This is a genomic window from Nonomuraea mangrovi, from assembly GCF_042681425.1.
Classification (GTDB): Bacteria; Actinomycetota; Actinomycetes; order Streptosporangiales; family Streptosporangiaceae; genus Nonomuraea; species Nonomuraea mangrovi.
Window position 1 is genome coordinate 721,342 of record NZ_JBHUFV010000003.1, and the last position, 17,180, is coordinate 738,521.

The window sequence follows — 17,180 nt, forward strand, 5'->3', positions numbered from 1 at the left end:
CGCCGCTGATTCCCTCATCAGCTTCCGGCGAACAGCGCCTTGATCCTGGCCTTCTGCTCGATCCGCTCGGCCGCGGCCTGCTCCTCCAGGGTGCGCCCCCTCGCGCCCTGGAGCAGCCGCTTGGTGGCTGTCGCCGCGTCGCGGTCGGTCGAAAGCAGCTCGGCTGCCTTCTCCTGTACGGCCTGCGCCAGCCCTCCCCGGCTGACGACGCGTTCGGCCAGTCCGATCCTGAACGCCTCCTCGGCGCCCACGACCCTGGCCGTGAGACAGATGTCGATCGCCTTGGCCGTGCCGACCAGGTCGACGAGGGGCTTGGTCCCCGTCAGGTCGGGCACGAGGCCGAGGGCGGGTTCCTTCATGCAGAACTTGACGTCGTCGGCCACGATCCGCAGGTCACAGGCGAGCGCCAGTTGGAATCCGGCGCCGATGGCGTGACCGTGAACCGCGGCGATGGAGACGATCTCCGGACGACGCAGCCACAGGAATCCCTGCTGGGCCTGTTCGATTCGCTGCTCGAAAGACTTCTCGTCGAGTTGTGCCGCCGAGCTGAACGAGCCCTGTCCTGGCACCCCCTCGGGTGTGAACATCCGCAGGTCGATTCCTGCTGAGAAGGACGGTCCCTCACCTTGGATCACGACGATACGAACCTGCTCAGGCAGGTCGTCACCGATCCGAGCCAGAGCCGACCAGGTCGCGAACGTCTGTGCGTTCCGCTTGTCCGGCCGATCCAGCGTGATCGTCGCGATCTCACCGTCCACCTCGTAGCGCAGTCCGGCCTCCTCGAAGGAGACGCTGTCCGCACTCCCCCCAAGCGTCGCTTCCGCCATCGCTCACTCCCGCGTGGTCACGGGTCGCTTCCCCGCCTGTCGGGTCGGGTTCGCTCCCTCGCTGGTCCGTCGCGCCCGAGCCTAACCGATTCCCTAGAACGGGGTTCTAGTAGGGCTCGGGCGCGACGGCACGCTGACTGGGAGACGAGCGGCTGCGGTCGCGCGTTTCCGAGGCGGCCTCAGCGCTTGGACTTGCCTCGGGTGGCCCCGCCGCGCCCGCGCAGAGTCACACCGGACTCGCTGAGGATGCGGTGGATGAACCCGTACGACCGGCCGGTCGAAGCGGCCAGGGCGCGGATGCTCTCACCCGCGGCGTAGCGCTTCTTGAGATCGCCGGCCAGTTTCTCACGGTCGGCCCCGGTTACCCGGGTGCCTTTCTTCAGAGTCTCGGCCACGAGTACCTCCTGTAGTGCCAGACTTCCGCAGCGTTACTCCGCCATGATCAGTCATTTCAGCGGGATCGGCTACCTACTCCAGGGGAAAAGATCCCTACCCGCTCAAATTAAGATCAGGCAAGTGCCACAAGATCGGAAAATTCAGCGCTCCAAGCGTCTTCAGTTCCGTCAGGTAGCAAGATCACCCTATCGGGTTGCAGCGCCTCAACCGCACCCTCGTCGTGCGTAACCAGCACGATCGCCCCAGAATAGGACCTAAGGGCCGAAAGTACCTGCTCTCTACTGACGGGATCAAGGTTGTTGGTGGGCTCGTCGAGGAGGAGGACGTTGGCACTCGACAGCACCAGGATCGCCAGGGCCAGCCGGGTCTTCTCGCCGCCCGACAGCACGCCGGCGGGCTTGTCGACGTCGTCACCGGTGAACAGGAACGAGCCCAGCACCTTGCGCAGTTCGGTGTCGGTGAACGTGCCGCCCGCCGACCGCATGTTCTCCAGCAGCGTGCGCTCGGACTCCAGGGTCTCGTGCTCCTGGGCGTAGTAGCCGACCTTGAGGCCGTGACCTGGCTTGATCTCGCCGGTGTCGGGCTCTTCGATGCCGCCGAGCAGCCGCAGCAGCGTGGTCTTGCCCGCGCCGTTCAGCCCGAGGATGACGACCCTGCTGCCCCTGTCGACGGCCATGCTGACGTCGGTGAAGATCTCCAGCGAGCCGTAGGACTTGGACAGTTCCTCGGCCATCAGCGGCGTCTTGCCGCACGGCAGCGGGTCGGGGAAGCGCAGCTTGGCGACCTTGTCGCCCTTGCGCACCTCCTCAGTGCCCGACAGCAGCCGGTTGGCGCGGCGCATCATGTCCTGGGCGGCCTTGGCCTTGGTGGCCTTGGCGCGCATCTTGTCGGCCTGCGCCAGCAGTGCGCCTGCCTGCTTCTCGGCGTTGGCGCGCTCGCGCTTGCGGCGCTTCTCGTCGGTCTCGCGCTGGGCGAGATAGGCCTTCCAGCCGACGTTGTAGATGTCGATCATGCTGCGGTTGGCGTCGAGGTGGAGGACCTTGTTGACCGTCGCTTCAAGTAGACCAACATCGTGGCTGATGATCACCAAGCCACCCTGATGGGAGCGCAAAAAATCACGAAGCCACCCAATTGAGTCGGCATCGAGGTGGTTTGTCGGCTCGTCCAGAAGGAGAGTTTCCGCACCACTGAAGAGAATTCGCGCCAGTTCCACCCTTCTGCGCTGTCCACCTGACAGGGTCTCCAGCGGCTGCTTGAGCACCCGGTCGGGCAGCCCGAGACTGGAGGCGATGGAGGCCGCCTCGGACTCGGCCGCGTAGCCGCCGAGGACGTGCATCTGGTCCTCGAGTTTTCCGTAGCGCTTGACCGCCTTGTCGCGGACCCTCGGGTCGTCGCTCGTCATGCCGAGCTCGGCGTCGCGCAGCTTGCGCAGCACCTCGTCGAGGCCCCGCGCCGACAGGATGCGGTCGCGGGCCAGCACCTGCAGGTCGCCCTGGCGGGGGTCCTGCGGCAGGTAGCCGACGCTGCCCGCGGAGGTCACCGACCCCGCGGCGGGAAGGCCCTCGCCCGCGAGGACCCTGGTCAGGGTGGTCTTGCCCGCGCCGTTGCGGCCGACAAGGCCGATCTTGTCACCGGGGTTGACCCGGAACGTCGCGTTCTCGATGAGCAGGCGCGAGCCCGCGCGCAGCTCGATGTCACTGGCGATGATCATGGTTTGGAGGACACTCCCGGGCTAGGAAAGTCGGTCATGGCGGCATGGGGGCCGGTCAATCGGGAGTGTGCATGGGGATCAGTGTACGGGCAGGGGCACGCCTCCTCCTCTGGTTAACGGACGAGGCCACGCGGGGCTTCCCGTCCCCGCCAGGGAAAACGGAAGCACGGCCCGCGAGACTCCACGGGCCGTGCCGTTCCTGGATCGTGAACTGTTCGCGCCGGTCCTCGCGGGCCGAGCCCGGGCCGGACGCCGGTTACAGGCGGGTGATGCGGACCGCGTCGGCGATGACGTAGCCGGTGCCCGAGGTCCAGCGGCTGACGCCCACGACGTCGCGGTCGCCGGAGTTGAGGGTGAAGGTGCCGATGTTGCGCCAGCCACCGCCACCGGCCCGCTGGTCGACGTACACCGTCTGGTTGCCGCTCGAGGTGGCGACGATGTAGGGGGCCGAACTGTTGTAGCCGGGGTCGGAGGGGTACCAGACCTCGACCCGGTAGCTGCCCGTGCTGGGCAGGTTCGCCCGGTACCAGGCCGGGTCGCTGGCGGCCACGGGGTTGGCGAATCGGTAGTCGGCCCCGTAGCGCTGGGCGGAGTAGGCAGAGGTGCCCCAGTTGCCGCTGGCGGTGAACGCGCCGGTGTTGTCGACCGTGGTGGACCACGAGCCGCCGCCACCGCCGGTCACGTACGACATGTAGGTGTTCCAGTTCCAGTACGAGCCCGGGTCGGTGTGCGTGGCGCCGGGAACCTCGTTGTGACCGATGATGTGGGCGCGGTCCTTGGGGATGCCGTACTTGTCGCAGATGTTGCGGGTCAGCGCGGCGGACGCGCGGTACATGGCGTCGGTGAACCAGGAGGCGTCGTTGACGAAGCCCTCGTGCTCGATGCCGACGGAGCGGGTGTTGTAGCTCCAGTTGCCGGCGTGCCAGGCGACGTCCTTCTCGCGGACCATCTGGGTGATGGCGCCGTCGGAGGAGCGGACCACGTAGTGCGCGGAGACCTGGGCGCTCGGGTTCTGGAACCAGGAGATGGTTCCCGCGTAGGAGCCCTGGGTCACGTGGATGACCACCCGGTCGATGGCGTAGCTCGAAGGACGGCTCGACGCGGTGTAGTTGCTCGAGCTGGCGGCGACCCAGCTGGCGTTCGGGTAGTCGGGGCTGGCGGCGGCCAGGGTGTTGGCGTCCTTGGCGTTCAGGTCCCTGGCTCCCGCGTACTCTCCCCGCTCGGCGGTGATCTCGCGGGGGGCCACCCGCAGGCCCTTGGCCTTGAAGCCGAGGCCAAGGGCCTCGTAGACGGCGTCGGCGTACAGGCGGGCGAGCTCGGGCGAGGGGGCGTTGCCGTACTTGGCGACGGCCTCGTACCAGCGGCCCTCCTCCTTCCTCGCGGACTCGTCGAGGCCGAGCCCGTCGGCGAGGGAGCGCAGGACCGCCGCGCCGCCGAGGACGTTGGCCGCGGTGTCGGACCGCAGCTTCTCCGCGGGCAGGCCCGTGAGCTCGGCGGCCTTCTCCAGGGTGTGCGTGGTGGGGTTGCTGACCAGGTGCATCACGCCGTAGCCGCCGCTGGCGCTCGGCTTCCCGTCGTGACCGTCGAGGTGGGTCTCGGCGTAGGCGACGGCGGCCAGCAGGTCGCGGGGGACGTCGTGGGCGGCGGCGGCCTTGTCGAAGGCGGCGCCCAGCGGGGTCGCCCGGTCGGCGACCGCGGGCTGACCGGCGAGGATGAGGAGGGCGGAGACGGCTGAGGCGACAAGAGCGGCTAATCGAGACATGAGCGCTCCTCGATCGGGGGGTGTGGCTGCACACTATGGGGCTTCATGACAGATGTCGATAATTGACATTACCGATGCTGTGGATGAAAATTTCCGCCCCGCCTTCAAGTCGATCGCCGCGAAAACTTCGCGCGCCCTCGACGGCCGATTCGCGCGCGGTGGCCGCCGGATGACGGCGACGCGCCACCCGTCGCCGAGATCATCCGGCGGCCCGAGATGAAGAGTATTGCTTTGCTTGGCGTTCTGGATGAAAAATTCCTTCTGTGACCCGATTAGTGGCGCTTCTTGCCCTCGTGCTCACCCTCCTCGTCAACCCCGTCGCCGCCTCCCCCAGCGCCGCAACGGCCTGCGTCCCCGATCCGGCCACGCCCAAGCGGCAGTTCAGGGCCATGTGGATCTCCTCGGTCGCCAACATCGACTGGCCCAGCAGGACAGGACTGTCCGTCTCCGCCCAGCAGGCCGAGTTCCGCTCATGGCTCGACCTCGCCGTGCAGAAGCGCATGAACGCCGTCGTCGTCCAGGTCCGCCCCACCGCCGACGCCTTCTGGCCTTCGCCGTACGAGCCGTGGTCGCAGTGGCTGACCGGCACCCAGGGCGCCAGTCCCGGCTACGACCCGCTCGCGTTCATGGTCGCCGAGGCGCACGCGCGCAACCTGGAGTTCCACGCGTGGTTCAACCCGTACAGGGTGGCCAACCACGACGACCCGAGCCGGCTGGTCGCCACCCACCCCGCCAGGCAGAACCCGGCCTGGCGCTTCGCCTACGGCGGCAAGCTGTACTACAACCCCGGCATCCCCGACGTGCGCGACTTCATCGAGGACGCCATCATGGACGCCGTCACGCGCTACGACGTGGACGGCGTGCACCTCGACGACTACTTCTACCCCTATCCGGTCAGCGGCCAGAGCATCCCCGACGCGGCGACCTTCGCCCAGTACGGCAGCGGCTTCTCCACCATCGCCGACTGGCGGCGCGACAACATCGACCTCCTGGTGCGCGAGCTCGGCCAGCGGATCCACGCCGCCAAGGCCCACGTCGCCTTCGGCATCAGCCCGTTCGGCATCTGGCGCAACTCCTCCACCGACCCGCTCGGCTCGCGGACCTCGGGCCTGCAGTCCTACGACGCCATCTACGCCGACAGCCGCCGCTGGGTGAAGCAGGGCTGGATCGACTACCTGACGCCGCAGCTCTACTGGCACATCGGCTTCGCCGCGGCCGACTACGCGGTGCTCACCGCCTGGTGGTCGGACGTCGTGAGAGGCACGAACGTGCAGCTCTACGCGGGCCAGGCCGCCTACAGGGCGGGCGCGTCCGGCCAGGACGCCGCCTGGCAGGACCCGGCCGAGCTCAGCGACCACCTGCTCGACAACCGCAAGCATCCCGAGGTGCTGGGCGACGTCTACTTCAGCGCCAAGGACGTGCGCGCCGACCGGATCGGCGCCTTCTCCAAGGTCGTGGCCGACCACTACCGCAAACCGGCGCTCATCCCCCCACGCGGTACGGCCGCCGCGCCGCCCGCACCCACCAACGTCACGACGGCGCAGGTGCCGGGAGGGGTGAAGGTGTCGTGGCAGGGCAGCGCCGCCTCCTACGCCGTCTACCGCGGCGACCCCGCCGACCCGTGCCTGCTCACCGATGCCCGCAACCTGATCGGCACCACCAGGAGCACCTCCTTCACCGACACCTCGCCCGGGCCCGGCGGATACCACGTGACCGCGCTCGGCAGGACCCACCAGGAGAGCGGCGGCGGCACGGGCGGCACGTTCAGCGTGGTCGTCGACGGCCCCGAGGCCGGGGCGGCGTGGGGGTCATCGACCTACTCCGCGCAGCGCTACGGCGCCGACTACCGGTTCGCCGACCCCGTCGCGGCCAGCGATCCCGCCTGGTTCAGGACGACCGTTCCCAGCGCGGGGAGTTACCGGGTGGAGGTCTGGTATCCGGCCAATGCCGGGTACAACAGCGCGACGCCGCACATCGTGGCGGCGGCGGGCGGGAACCAGACCGTGACCGTCGACCAGCGGGCCGGTGGCGGGCAGTGGCGCTCGCTAGGCACGTTCACGCTGAACGCGGGCACGTACAACGTGGTGGGGGTGAGCCGCTGGACCTCCGCCACCGGCTACGTCATCGCCGACGCCGTCCGCGTCACGGCGAGCGGATGAGCCCCTGGGCCGGGCCGCGGCGCCGCGGCCCGGCCCCTCGTCCGAGATCCCGTACGAAGGGTTCCGGCACCCGGAGGGCCCGCACGAGGCGTTCCGACGTCAGGAGGGCCCGCACGAGAGGTCTCCGCGCCGGGCTCCCCCACACGGGGCTTCTGTTCGAGGGGCTTCTGTTCGAGGGGCTTCTGTTCGAGGAGTTCCCGCACGACGGGATGGACTTCACCCGGGGTCCGTGATGTGGATCCGGACGGCGCGGAAGGACGCCGGGGTGTCGCGCAGGACAGCCAGCTTGGGGTCGGGCACGGTCAGGAACGGCTCGGCCTCCAACGCGAACAGGGGCGCCAGCCGCCGGTCCTCCCGCAGCGCGTCGACCGCTTTCCTGTCGCCGCCGAACACCACCGCCGCCATCTGCTCCAGGTGCGGCGACAGCACCCGCAGCGCGGTGTCGGCGGCGGCCTGGTGGGTCTGGCCCGCCTGGTTCTGCCTGCGCCTGGCGAACCGCTGCTGCGACCAGCCCCCCGCGGCCGTGCGGCCCTGCACGTAGCGGGAGTCGACCTTGGAGGCGAGCAGTTCCGTGCCGTGGAAGACGCCTGCGGCGTAGCCGCCCAGCCGGACGAGCACCACCCCGACGAGCCGGTCGGCGCGGGCGTGCGCGACGAGGTTGGTCACCCGCGGCGGGCCCTGCGGCAGCGGAGGGAAGGGCGCGTGGCACTCGGCGACCGCCCCGTCGGCGGCCACGAGCCGTACGACGTGGGTGTCGCCGGTCGCCTCGAACGGGCCGTGCCGGTCGGCGAACCCGTCGATCCACCGCTGGACGCGTTCGGGGGGCACCGACACCCACCGTCCCCCGCCTTTCGCCGGCCGCGCTCTCACCCTGGCAGCGTACCGGTGCCCGGGCGGCCGACGACGGCGCCTGGAGATCATCCAGACGCTACTCTGGCTGCCTTCGAGCTCCCGGGGGACATATGGCTACCGTTGTGGCATTCCACGCCCATCCCGACGACGAGGCCCTCCTGACCGGCGGCACGCTGGCCCGTGCCACCGCGGAAGGTCACCGCGTGGTGATCGTCGTCGCCACCGACCACATGGGCGCCGGGGACGACGCCTCCACCCGGCTGGACGAGCTCCGCGCGAGCGCCGTCGTCCTCGGCGTCCACAGGGTCGTCCACCTGGGTTACGCCGACAGCGGTCACGGCGCGATCCTCTACCCCGATCCGCCCGGCCGTGCCCGCTTCTGCAGGGCCGATCCCGCCGAGGCCGCCGACCGGCTCGCCGCCGTCCTCACCGAGGAGCGGGCCGACGTGCTCATCAGCTACGACGCCAACGGCGGGTACGGCCACCGCGACCACGTCAGGGTCCACGAGGTAGGCAAGCTCGCCGCCGCAAAGGCGGGGGTGCCCCGCCTGCTGGAGGCCACGCTCCCTCGCGACATCGTCGCCCGGCTGATGACCGTGGCGCGGGTCCTGCGGCTGCCGCTGCGTTACGACCCGGACGAGCTCAGCCGCGCCTACAGCCCTCGCCAGGCCATCACCCACCGCGTCGACGTGCGGCGCTACGCCAGGCAGAAGCAGACCGCGATCGCCGCCCACCGCTCGGAGGTGATGGGCCGCGGCAGGCTGGCGCCCGTCATGCGGATCCTCGTCCGGCTTCCCCTGCCCGTCTTCGGGTGGATTCTCGGCAGGGAGTGGTACGCCGAACCAGCGGCTGGAGCGGGAGGTCGCCCGCTCCTCGACGACCTCTTCACCCCGGCCGAGACCCGCTGACCGTCCCGGCGGCCGCCCTCGCCCCCCGCTTCGGCGTGACGGTGACGACCGGCTCACCCCGCCCGCGTCCTCCGGCTCCTGCCGCGGCCGCGCCCTCCGGCTCACCCCGCCCGCGTCCTCCGGCTCCTGCCGCGGCCGCGCCCTCCGGCTCACCCCGCCCGCGTCCTCCGGCTCCTGCCGCGGCCGCGTCCTCCGGCTCTGCCGCGCCCGCGCGCGCCCACGGCCGGCGCCGCCCGCGGGCTCGCCCCGACGTCCTCGACGTGCCGCCGGTACGTGACAGCCCCGTCATCGCCCCGCTGCGGCCGTGGAGGTCAAGGCCGACGCGCTGCCCCGCTCCCGCGCGACCCGCCGTCACTCGCGCGAATGACGACGGAGATCATCCGAGCGCGCGATGTGGCGGGCGGCGGCGACGGCGAACCATGGCAGGCATGAACTCCCCCCTCCTCCCTCGCGGCGGCCGCCGGCCGTCGTTCCTGCTCACCGGGCTGCTCACCGGGCTGTCGGCGGTGCTGCTCGCCTTCGGCACCGGGCTGACCCCGTCGTGGTGGTGCGCGTGGATCGCGGCCCTGCCCGTGCTGGCGGTGGCCGCCAGGTCGCGGGCGCGGACCGCGTTCGCGGCGGGCACGGTGGCCTGGCTCGGCGGCCAGACCTCGATGTGGGGCTACTACGGCGACACCCTGGAGCTCCCCCCGCCGCTGGTGGCCACACTGATCGTCGGGACGTCGGTGCTGTTCGGGCTGGCGCTCGCCGCCTTCGCCGCGATCGCGGGGCGGGGCAGGCCCGTCCTGGCGACGCTGGCGTTCTGCTCGTCCTGGGTCGCGGTCGAGTTCGCCGTCTCGCTCACGATGCCGCACGGCGCGTGGTGGAGCATGGCCTACTCCCAGGCCGACGCCCTGCCGGTGCTGCAGATCGTCTCGCTGACAGGTCCGTGGGGCGTCACCTTCCTGCTGCTGGGGACGCAGGCGGCACTGGCCGTACTGCCGTCGGCGGGCCGCAGGGCTCCGCTGGCCGCGGGCGCCGCGGCGGTCCTCGCGCTCGTGCTCGGCTACGGCGTCGTACGGCTGGCCGGCCCGGCCGGCGCGGCGACCGGCGGCCCCGGCACCCGGGTGGCGCTGCTGGCCACCGACGAGCCCAACGACACGGTCCCTGTGGCCGGCCGTGCGGGCCGGAAGCTGCTCGCGCGCTACCTGGCCGAGCTCGCGAAGCTGGAGGCTGACGTCGTCGTGCTGCCCGAGAACACCTTCGCGGCCGACCGCGCCACGCTGCCCCTGCTGGCGGGCCCGCTGTCGAAGCTGGCCGCCGAGCGGCACACCACCATCCTGCTCGGGCTGACTCTCGTGGACGGCGAGCAGCGCCGCAACAGCGCGCTCGCCTTCCCCGCCGACGGCTCCCGCCCGGTCCGCTACGACAAGCGCCACCTCATCCCTGGGGTCGAGGCGGACTACACGCCGGGCAGGGCCGACGCGGTGGCGTTCATGCCGGGCTCTGGCGGCCGGTGGGCGATCGCCATCTGCAAGGACCTGGACTTCCCCTGGCTGGTGCGCGACTACCGGCGCAGGGGCGCCTCCGCCGTCTTCGCCCCCGCCTGGGACTTCCAGGGAGACGAGTGGATCCACGGCAGGATGGCCCTGGTGCGCGGCGTGGAGAGCGGCATGACGGTGGTGCGCGCGCCCAGGGCGGGGATCCTGCTGGCCGGCGACGTCTACGGCCGGGTGCTGGCGCAGGCGCGGACCGGCCCCGGCTTCGCCTCGGCCGTCCTCACGCTTCCCGGGCCGGCGCCGGCCACGCCGTACAGCGTGCTGGGCGACTGGCTAGGCTGGGCCGGCCTCCTGCTCCTGCCGGCCACCCTGCTCGCCGGTCTGCGGGGCTCCAGGGGCGGCGGAGGGGGTGCGGATGGTTCGGGCCAGGCGGTGGGCTCCTTCGACGGAGGGCGTGCGGGCCTCCACCTCGCGCGTGATCGTGCGCCTCGCCCGTAGGGCCGCCGCCGCCACGTCCCTCCTGCCCGCCCGCGTGGTCGACGCGGTGCTGGCCGCCGCCGTCACCGTGGCGACCGTGGCACCCACGCTGTTCCCCCGGCCCGCGGAGTGGTGGGTGGTGGCGCTCGCGGCGGCCGCCTCCGTGCCGGTGCTGTGGCGGCGGCGGGCCCCCGTGCCGGTCTCCCTCGTGACCGGGCTCGCCATGACCGCGATGGTGCTGTGGGAGAAGCCGTTCCTTCCGTGGGGGCCGCTGCTGGGCGTGTACACCATCGCGGAGCTGAGCGGCACCGCCGTCCGGCTGCTCGCCGTACCGGTCATCGGGGCCGCCGTCTACGTCTCGCTGGCCCTGCCACAGGAGGACAGCGAGGTCTACCGGATGGTCGGCACCGCCTTCGTGGCCGCCTACGCCCTGGGCACCGGCGCGCGGGCTCGGGCGGCCGGGCTCGCCGAGCGGGCCGAGCGCGGCAGGAGGCTGGAGCAGGAGCGCCAGGCCGCCGCCGCGCACGAGCGCACCCGCATCGCCCGCGACGTGCACGACATCGTCACCCACTCGGTCGGGCTGATGGTGGTGCAGGCCGAGGCGGGATCGGCGGTGCTTGGCTCGGACCCCCGGCGGGCGCAGTCGGCCTTCGACGCGGTCGCCGACACGGGCAGAGCGGCTTTGGTCCAGCTCCGCGGCCTGCTGAACACCCTCCGGCAGGACGCGGAACGGCCCGGCACACCCCGCCCCGGCCTCGACACCCTGCCCGACCTGGTCGAGCGGACCCGCCGGGCGGGCGTGGCGGTGACCCTGGAGGCCGAAGGCGCTCCTCTCGACGTCTCCCAGGAGACGGCCGTGGCCGCGTACCGGATCGTGCAGGAGGCGCTGACGAACGTCGTCAGGCACTCCGGGGCGCGTACCGCCCGCGTCACGCTCGGCTGGACGTCGGCGCGCCTGTTCATCGTCGTCGCCGACGACGGCAGGGGCGCGGGACCTGGCGAGCCGGGCGGCCACGGGCTGGCGGGGATGCGCGAACGCGTCGCCGCCCGCGGCGGGAGCCTGCGCGCCGGCGCGGGCGGCGACGGGACAGGATTCGTCGTGCAGGCCGAGCTTCCCATCGACTAGGGGTTCCGTGATCCGCGTACTCATCGCCGACGACCAGGACCTGTTCCGGGCGGGCTTCGCCATGATCCTGGGGGTGCAGCCCGACATCACCGTGGTCGGCGAGGCCGCCGACGGGGCCTCGGCCGTGGAGGCGGCCGGCCGCCTCCAGCCGGACGTGGTGCTCATGGACGTCCAGATGCCGGGCATGGACGGCCTGGAGGCCACCGCCCGCATCTGCGCCACCACCGGGGCAAGGGTCCTCGTGCTGACCATGTTCGACCTGGACGACTACGTCTACGACGCGCTGCGCGCCGGAGCGAGCGGCTTCCTGCTCAAGGACATCCGCCGTCAGGAACTGGCCGAGGCCGTACGGGTCGTGGCGGCGGGCGAGGCCCTGCTCGCGCCCACCGTGACCAGGCGGTTGGTGGAGACCCTGGTACGCCGCCCGAGCACGGGCGTCACCCCCCGCCTCACGGCCATGCTGGCGCGGCTGACCGACCGCGAGACCCAGACCCTGCGGCTGCTGGCTCGGGGCCTGTCCAACGTGGAGTTGGCCGGCGAGCTGGTCGTCAGCGAGAACACCGCCAAGACCCATGTCAGCCGCGTCCTGACCAAGCTCGACCTTCGCGACCGCGCCCAGGCCGTCGTCTTCGCCTACGAGTCGGGACTCGTCGTCCCCGGCGAAGGCCTGGCCGACGGCGGCCAGGAGCACCGGCCCCTCGGATGATCACGCGGCCACGGCGACCGGGCTGACCGTCGCGTCCGCCCCGACGAACCAGCGCGCGGCCGGACCCCGGGGAAGCCGGGGGCTCGGGGAGGCCGGGGGCTCGGGGAGGCCGGGGGCTCGGGGAGGCCGGGGGCTCGGGGAGGCCGGGGGCTCGGGGAGGCCGGGGGCTCGGGGAGGCCGGGGGCTCGGGGAGGCCCGGGGAGGCTTCGACCGGCTCCAGGTCGGCAGGGCGCACCCGGGCGGGTTATGGCCTGTGAGCTGGAACTTGTGGCGAAATATCGGTGAATTTCGTGGCTGGATGCTTCTGGGGCTTCTGGTATTCGCCCACAATTTGGACGTGTCTCCCCAGACTCCTCTGCTTCCCCAGTATGACCAGGAAGCTCCTTCCGCCGTCTCCCCTGTGATAGATCTCGAGACCGGCGGTGTCATCGCGTTGCACGTGTCCCCTGACGCCGCCGAACTCGGCTCAGGCACCCTTCCGCTCCTCCTCGATCTCCCCACCCACATGGTCATCGGCGGCTCCGCCGCGCTCTCGCCGCTGCACGAGGCCCTCAGGCGGTCGGGCAGGCGGCCGAGGGAGGTGATCGTCAAGGTGCACGGCCCGTGCGCGGACCAGGACAGGAAAGCGCTGCTCATCGGGCTGGACGGCCTGCGGGCGATCGGCTACCTCATCGGGTTCGGCGGCCTGGGCGTCGGCAGCCTGCCGATGGAGCTGATCATCGAGGCCGCGCCGTACCTGATCGTGCTCGCCCCCGAGCTGGTCGCGCGGGTTCCCGAGGACCACAGGAGAGCGGCCGCGGGCGAGTCGCTCGCCACCCTGGCGCGCGGCATCGGCGCGCACGTCCTCGCCCCCGGCATCACCGGTGAGGCGCAGCTCGCCACCGTGCGCAGCTGGGGGGTACGGCTGGCCGAGGGGCCGCTGCTGCGGCCGGGGCCCGACGGCAGGGTGCGGGTGCCGCTGCCGGTGCGCAAGCCGTCCCAGGCGGACATGATGCTCGGTCCGCGCGTGCACGAGCTGCTGCTGCCCGCGGTGTCGCTGCCGGCCGCGGCGACGGCCGAGGAGGTGGTGGAGGCGTTCGGCACCGAGCCCTCGATCACCAGCGTGATCCTGGTCGACGAGTACCAGCGCCCGGAGGGCAGCCTGGACCGCAGCAGGTTCCTGCTGTCGATCGCCGGCCGTTACGGCCACGCCCTGCACGGCAAGAAGCCCGCGCTGCGGCTGGCCGACCCGCCCAGGACCGTTCCCAAGACCACGCCCGCCATCGCCGCGATGCAGGTCGCGGGGCGGGACACCGCTCGCGTCTACGACGATCTCGTGGTGACGGACGAGGTGGGCAGGTGCATGGGCGTCGTCAGGGTCAGCGACCTCATGCGAGCGGCCACCGGGCCGTATCGGTGATCTGCGTGAAGTGGGCGATGAGCCCGTCTCGCAGCTTGAGGTCGTGCGCGAAGGCGGCCTCGAAGGCCTGGCCCGTGGCGCGCGAGGTGCCCCTGTAGTGCCCGAGGACGACGACCCTGTCGTCGCCCGCCCACACCTGTTCGTCGGGGACGGGACAGGTGTCGTAGGCGCGGAAGATCACGCTCCAGCAGCCGGCGAGCGCGGCCCGCGGCCCGTGGTGCTCGCCGCCGACGTTCAGCGGCATGCCCTCGCTGACCTTCAGGACCAGGTCGGGGTGGAGGGTGGCGGCAAGCGCGGCGGGGTCGCCGGCGGCGAAGGCCTCATAGAGGCCGTCCACAGTTTTAGAGGTCACTCTCTAAAACTATCGCCAGCGCCGCCGCCTCCGCCAGCCGTACCGCGGAATCCGGTACGGTCCTGCCCGCGAGCACGTGCCGCCGCACGGCCGCGACGGGCACGTCGACCAGCGCGAACGTGACCCGTTCCAGGGCGTCGTCGCCCGGCAGCCGCCCCGCCAGCTCCCGCAGGGCGGCCGTGGCGTCGACGTTGAGCCTGTCCAGCTCCTCGCCGAGCTCGTCCGGCCAGCGTTCGCGCAGCTCGGCCACGTTGTGCGCGAGCAGCAGGCGGGCCTCGTCCTGGTGCTCGGCCGACCAGCGCACCACGTGCGCGGCCGACGCGCGCACCGCCTCGGCGAGATCGGGGACGCGGGCGGCCGACAGGAAGCCCTCCTGGAAGCGGCGCACGGCCCTGATCCACAGGTGCGCAAGCAGCAGGTCGCGCGAGGCGTACCGGTGGTAGATCGAGCCGCTCGGGGCACCCAGGCGCGCCGCGATCGCGGTGACGGTGACGGCCTCGTGCCCGCCCTCCGCGGCCAGCGCCGCGGCGGCGTCGAGGATCTGGTCGGCTCCGAACTTGGCTGGTCGTCCCACATCGGCACGTTAGCGTGCTAGGAAGGATGTCGTGCTGAACAGGCGGACGTTGCTGCTGGGGGGAGCGGGCGCCACCCTGGCGGGCTGCACGGTGCCCACCGAGGACCCGAAGCCCCCGAGGCTCCAGGAGAACGACTGGGCGTCGGTGCGCGCGCAGTTCACGCTCGATCCCAAGGACGCCAACTTCGCGGCGTTCGTCCTGGCCGCCCATCCCGCCCCCGTACGGGCGGCGATCCAGCGGCACAGGGAAGGGCTCGACGGCGACACGGCCGGCTACCTGGAGTCGGACGACCGCGACGCCGCCGTCAGGGCGGCCGCCGAGCGCTACCTCGGCGCCGGGCAGGGCGAGGTCGCGCTCACCGACAGCACGACGATGGGCCTGAGCCTGATCTACTCGGGCTTCCGCCTGCGGCAGGGCCAGGAGGTGCTGACCACCGAGCACGACTTCTACGCCACCCACGAGAACCTCAGGATGCTCGCCGAGCGCACGGGCGCCCGGGTCACACGGGTGCGCCTCTACGACGATCCCGCCAAGGCCTCCGCCGATCGGATCGTCGCCGCGCTCAAGGCGGGGCTCACCCCGCGCACCAGGATCGTCGCCGTGACCTGGGTCCACTCCGGCACGGGGGTCAGGCTGCCGGTCCGCGCGATCGCCGACATGCTCGCCGAGGCCAACCGCGGGCGCGACGACAAGGACAGGGCGCTGCTGTGCGTCGACGGCGTCCACGGCTTCGGCGCGCTCGCCGACTCCGTCACCGACCTCGGCTGCGACTTCCTGGCCTCGGGCGCCCACAAGTGGCTGTTCGGCCCGCGCGGCACCGGCATCGTGTACGGCAGGGCATGGGAGCACGTCGCCCCCATCATCCCGAGCTTCAGCGATCCGGGGTTCAGGGCCTGGTTCGGCAACAGCGCGCCCGCCGGCCCCGGCGGCCTCATCAACACCCCCGGCGGCTACAAGGCCTTCGAGCACCGCTGGGCGATGGCCGAGGCGTTCGCCTTCCAGACCGGCATCGGCAAGGACCGCGTGCAGGAGCGGACGATCGAGCTGGCCACCCGCCTCAAGCAGGGCCTGGCCGCCAATCCGCGCGTGCGGCTCATCACGCCGATGGATCCCGCGCTGTCGGCGGGACTGGTGTGCTGCGAGATCGACGGCGTGACGCCGTTCCAGGCGACCGAGCGGCTGCGCGCCCAGCGCGTCCTGACCAGCACCACCCCCTACCTGCAGGTCTACCTGCGCTTCGGCACCTCGATCCTGATCAGCCCCGAGCAGGTCGACCAGGCCGTCAAGGCGGTCGCCGCGCTCACCTAGGCCAGGCGCTCAAGCCGCCCCCGCACAGCCGGCACCGCCCCGCCACACAGCCGGCACCGCCCAGCCGCACAGCCGGCACCACCCCGCCACACAGCCGGCACCGCCCAGCCGCACAGCCGGCGCCGAGCCCCGCCCAGCTCCCGCCGCACACCCGCCTCACAGCCAGCCCTGTTCCCTGGCCCGCTGGACGGCCTCGATCCGGTTGCGGGCGTGGGTCTTGCCGATGGTCGCGTCGGTATCGGAGGTGCGCAGCGTCGCCGTGCCGTACGCGATCTCCACGCCCGTCACGCCGGGCAGCGCGTCGAGGCCCGCCGACGGCTGGGCGCCGAGGGAGAAGCGCACGGTGTGACCGCCCGCGCCCGCCTTGATCTGAGCCGGGGTCCCGTCGGCCACCACCTTGCCCCTGGCGATGACGATCACCCGGTCGGCGTTCTCGTCGGCCTCTTCCAGGTAGTGGGTGGCGAACAGCACGGTACGGCCGCCGGCCGCGTAGTCGCGCATCCCGGCCCAGAACCGCAGCCGCGACTCCACGTCCATGGCGGCCGTGGGCTCGTCGAGCAGCAGGATCCTGGGCGCGCCCGCGATGGCGAGGGCGAACCTGACGCGCTGCGTCTGCCCGCCCGACAGCTTGTCGGCGCGCCGTTTCACCAGGTCGGTGAGGTCGGCCAGCTGAAGGATCGCGTCGAGGCCCATGGGATCGGGGTAGAGCCTCCGGACGAGGTCGACCAGCTCCCTGACGGTCAGGTCGGGGATGAGCGTGCCGTCCTGCAGCATCGCGCCGAGGTCGCCCGCGGCCACGGCCGCGTCGGGGGTGCGGCCGAAGACGCCGATCGTGCCCGAGGTGGGGCGCAGCAGGCCGAGCAGCATGTTGATGGAGGTGGACTTGCCGGCGCCGTTGGGGCCGAGCAGGGCGACGGTCGTGCCCTGCGCGATGGTGAGGGACAGGTCGTCGACGGCGAGGACGTCCCCGTAGCCCTTGCTGACCTGGTCGAACTCGATGGCGTTCATGGGCTCAACGCTAGAAGCGCGGCGGAGCCCGGGTTAGTGCCGTCCTTCCGGTGATCGTCGTGACATTTGTCAGACGCCTCGCGGACGGGTGGCCCTCGCCACCGGAGTGGACGGTCCAGCCGGGGATCATCATCAC

The 17,180-nt window shown here is 71.9% G+C and carries 15 protein-coding genes; 7 read left to right on the forward strand and 8 right to left on the reverse strand.

What is annotated here, in order from left to right; genetic code table 11:
• Positions 1 to 17 precede the first annotated feature (17 nt).
• The 4 genes from ACFSKW_RS03535 to ACFSKW_RS03550 form a co-directional block, all read right to left on the reverse strand.
• Complete coding sequence (locus tag ACFSKW_RS03535) at positions 18 to 827, reverse strand: enoyl-CoA hydratase/isomerase family protein (protein WP_379569019.1); 810 nt, start codon at positions 825 to 827, stop codon at positions 18 to 20.
• Positions 828 to 1,006: 179 nt separating this feature from the next.
• Entirely contained in the window at positions 1,007 to 1,222 is a 216-nt protein-coding gene (locus ACFSKW_RS03540) for a helix-turn-helix domain-containing protein (RefSeq protein WP_020547488.1), read from the reverse strand.
• Between the two features lie 113 nt (positions 1,223 to 1,335).
• The gene (locus tag ACFSKW_RS03545; RefSeq protein WP_379569021.1) at positions 1,336 to 2,934 is read right to left on the reverse strand and encodes an ABC-F family ATP-binding cassette domain-containing protein; all 1,599 of its coding nucleotides are present in this window, start codon (positions 2,932 to 2,934) and stop codon (positions 1,336 to 1,338) included.
• Positions 2,935 to 3,190: 256 nt separating this feature from the next.
• A complete protein-coding gene (locus ACFSKW_RS03550) occupies positions 3,191 to 4,696 on the reverse strand; it encodes a golvesin C-terminal-like domain-containing protein (protein ID WP_379569023.1) in 1,506 nt (501 codons plus the stop codon).
• A gap of 263 nt (positions 4,697 to 4,959) precedes the next feature.
• Here ACFSKW_RS03550 and ACFSKW_RS03555 point away from each other — a divergent pair, with 263 nt between their 5' ends.
• Positions 4,960 to 6,855, forward strand: a complete 1,896-nt coding sequence (locus ACFSKW_RS03555; protein WP_379569025.1) for a family 10 glycosylhydrolase — start codon at positions 4,960 to 4,962, stop codon at positions 6,853 to 6,855.
• Between the two features lie 216 nt (positions 6,856 to 7,071).
• Here ACFSKW_RS03555 and ACFSKW_RS03560 read toward each other — a convergent pair whose 3' ends face one another.
• Positions 7,072 to 7,683, reverse strand: coding sequence for an acVLRF1 family peptidyl-tRNA hydrolase (locus tag ACFSKW_RS03560; RefSeq protein ID WP_379569027.1), 612 nt, complete (start codon positions 7,681 to 7,683; stop codon positions 7,072 to 7,074).
• Positions 7,684 to 7,829: 146 nt separating this feature from the next.
• Between ACFSKW_RS03560 and ACFSKW_RS03565 the strand changes: the two genes are divergently transcribed.
• The 5 genes from ACFSKW_RS03565 to ACFSKW_RS03585 all read left to right on the forward strand — a co-directional run bounded on the left by ACFSKW_RS03565 (position 7,830) and on the right by ACFSKW_RS03585 (position 13,801).
• A complete protein-coding gene (locus tag ACFSKW_RS03565; RefSeq protein WP_379569029.1) occupies positions 7,830 to 8,615 on the forward strand; it encodes a PIG-L deacetylase family protein in 786 nt (261 codons plus the stop codon).
• A gap of 428 nt (positions 8,616 to 9,043) precedes the next feature.
• Positions 9,044 to 10,591 (forward strand): nitrilase-related carbon-nitrogen hydrolase, encoded by a 1,548-nt coding sequence (locus ACFSKW_RS03570; protein WP_379569031.1) that lies wholly within the window; start codon positions 9,044 to 9,046, stop codon positions 10,589 to 10,591.
• Positions 10,569 to 11,696 carry a sensor histidine kinase gene (locus ACFSKW_RS03575; protein WP_379569033.1) on the forward strand — a complete coding sequence of 376 codons (1,128 nt, stop codon included), beginning with the start codon at positions 10,569 to 10,571 and terminating at the stop codon, positions 11,694 to 11,696. Before ACFSKW_RS03570 ends, ACFSKW_RS03575 begins: the two co-directional genes overlap by 23 nt.
• Positions 11,697 to 11,703: 7 nt before the next feature.
• Positions 11,704 to 12,402: a response regulator gene (locus ACFSKW_RS03580; protein WP_379569035.1), complete on the forward strand. Its 699-nt coding sequence runs from the start codon at positions 11,704 to 11,706 to the stop codon at positions 12,400 to 12,402.
• 400 nt (positions 12,403 to 12,802) lie between these two features.
• Positions 12,803 to 13,801, forward strand: coding sequence for an EAL domain-containing protein (locus ACFSKW_RS03585; protein WP_379569037.1), 999 nt, complete (start codon positions 12,803 to 12,805; stop codon positions 13,799 to 13,801).
• Here ACFSKW_RS03585 and ACFSKW_RS03590 read toward each other — a convergent pair.
• Positions 13,770 to 14,153, reverse strand: coding sequence for a nuclear transport factor 2 family protein (locus tag ACFSKW_RS03590; protein ID WP_379569039.1), 384 nt, complete (start codon positions 14,151 to 14,153; stop codon positions 13,770 to 13,772). The two genes, ACFSKW_RS03585 and ACFSKW_RS03590, sit on opposite strands and share 32 nt — an antisense overlap.
• On the reverse strand, positions 14,143 to 14,727 hold the full coding sequence (locus ACFSKW_RS03595) for a TetR/AcrR family transcriptional regulator (protein WP_379569041.1): 585 nt from the start codon (positions 14,725 to 14,727) through the stop codon (positions 14,143 to 14,145). Before ACFSKW_RS03595 ends, ACFSKW_RS03590 begins: the two co-directional genes overlap by 11 nt.
• Before the next feature lie 31 nt (positions 14,728 to 14,758).
• Between ACFSKW_RS03595 and ACFSKW_RS03600 the strand changes: the two genes are divergently transcribed.
• The gene (locus ACFSKW_RS03600; RefSeq protein ID WP_379569043.1) at positions 14,759 to 16,036 is read left to right on the forward strand and encodes an aminotransferase class V-fold PLP-dependent enzyme; all 1,278 of its coding nucleotides are present in this window, start codon (positions 14,759 to 14,761) and stop codon (positions 16,034 to 16,036) included.
• 156 nt (positions 16,037 to 16,192) lie between these two features.
• Here ACFSKW_RS03600 and ACFSKW_RS03605 read toward each other — a convergent pair whose 3' ends face one another.
• Entirely contained in the window at positions 16,193 to 17,044 is an 852-nt protein-coding gene (locus ACFSKW_RS03605) for an ABC transporter ATP-binding protein (RefSeq protein ID WP_379569045.1), read from the reverse strand.
• Positions 17,045 to 17,180: the final 136 nt, after the last annotated feature.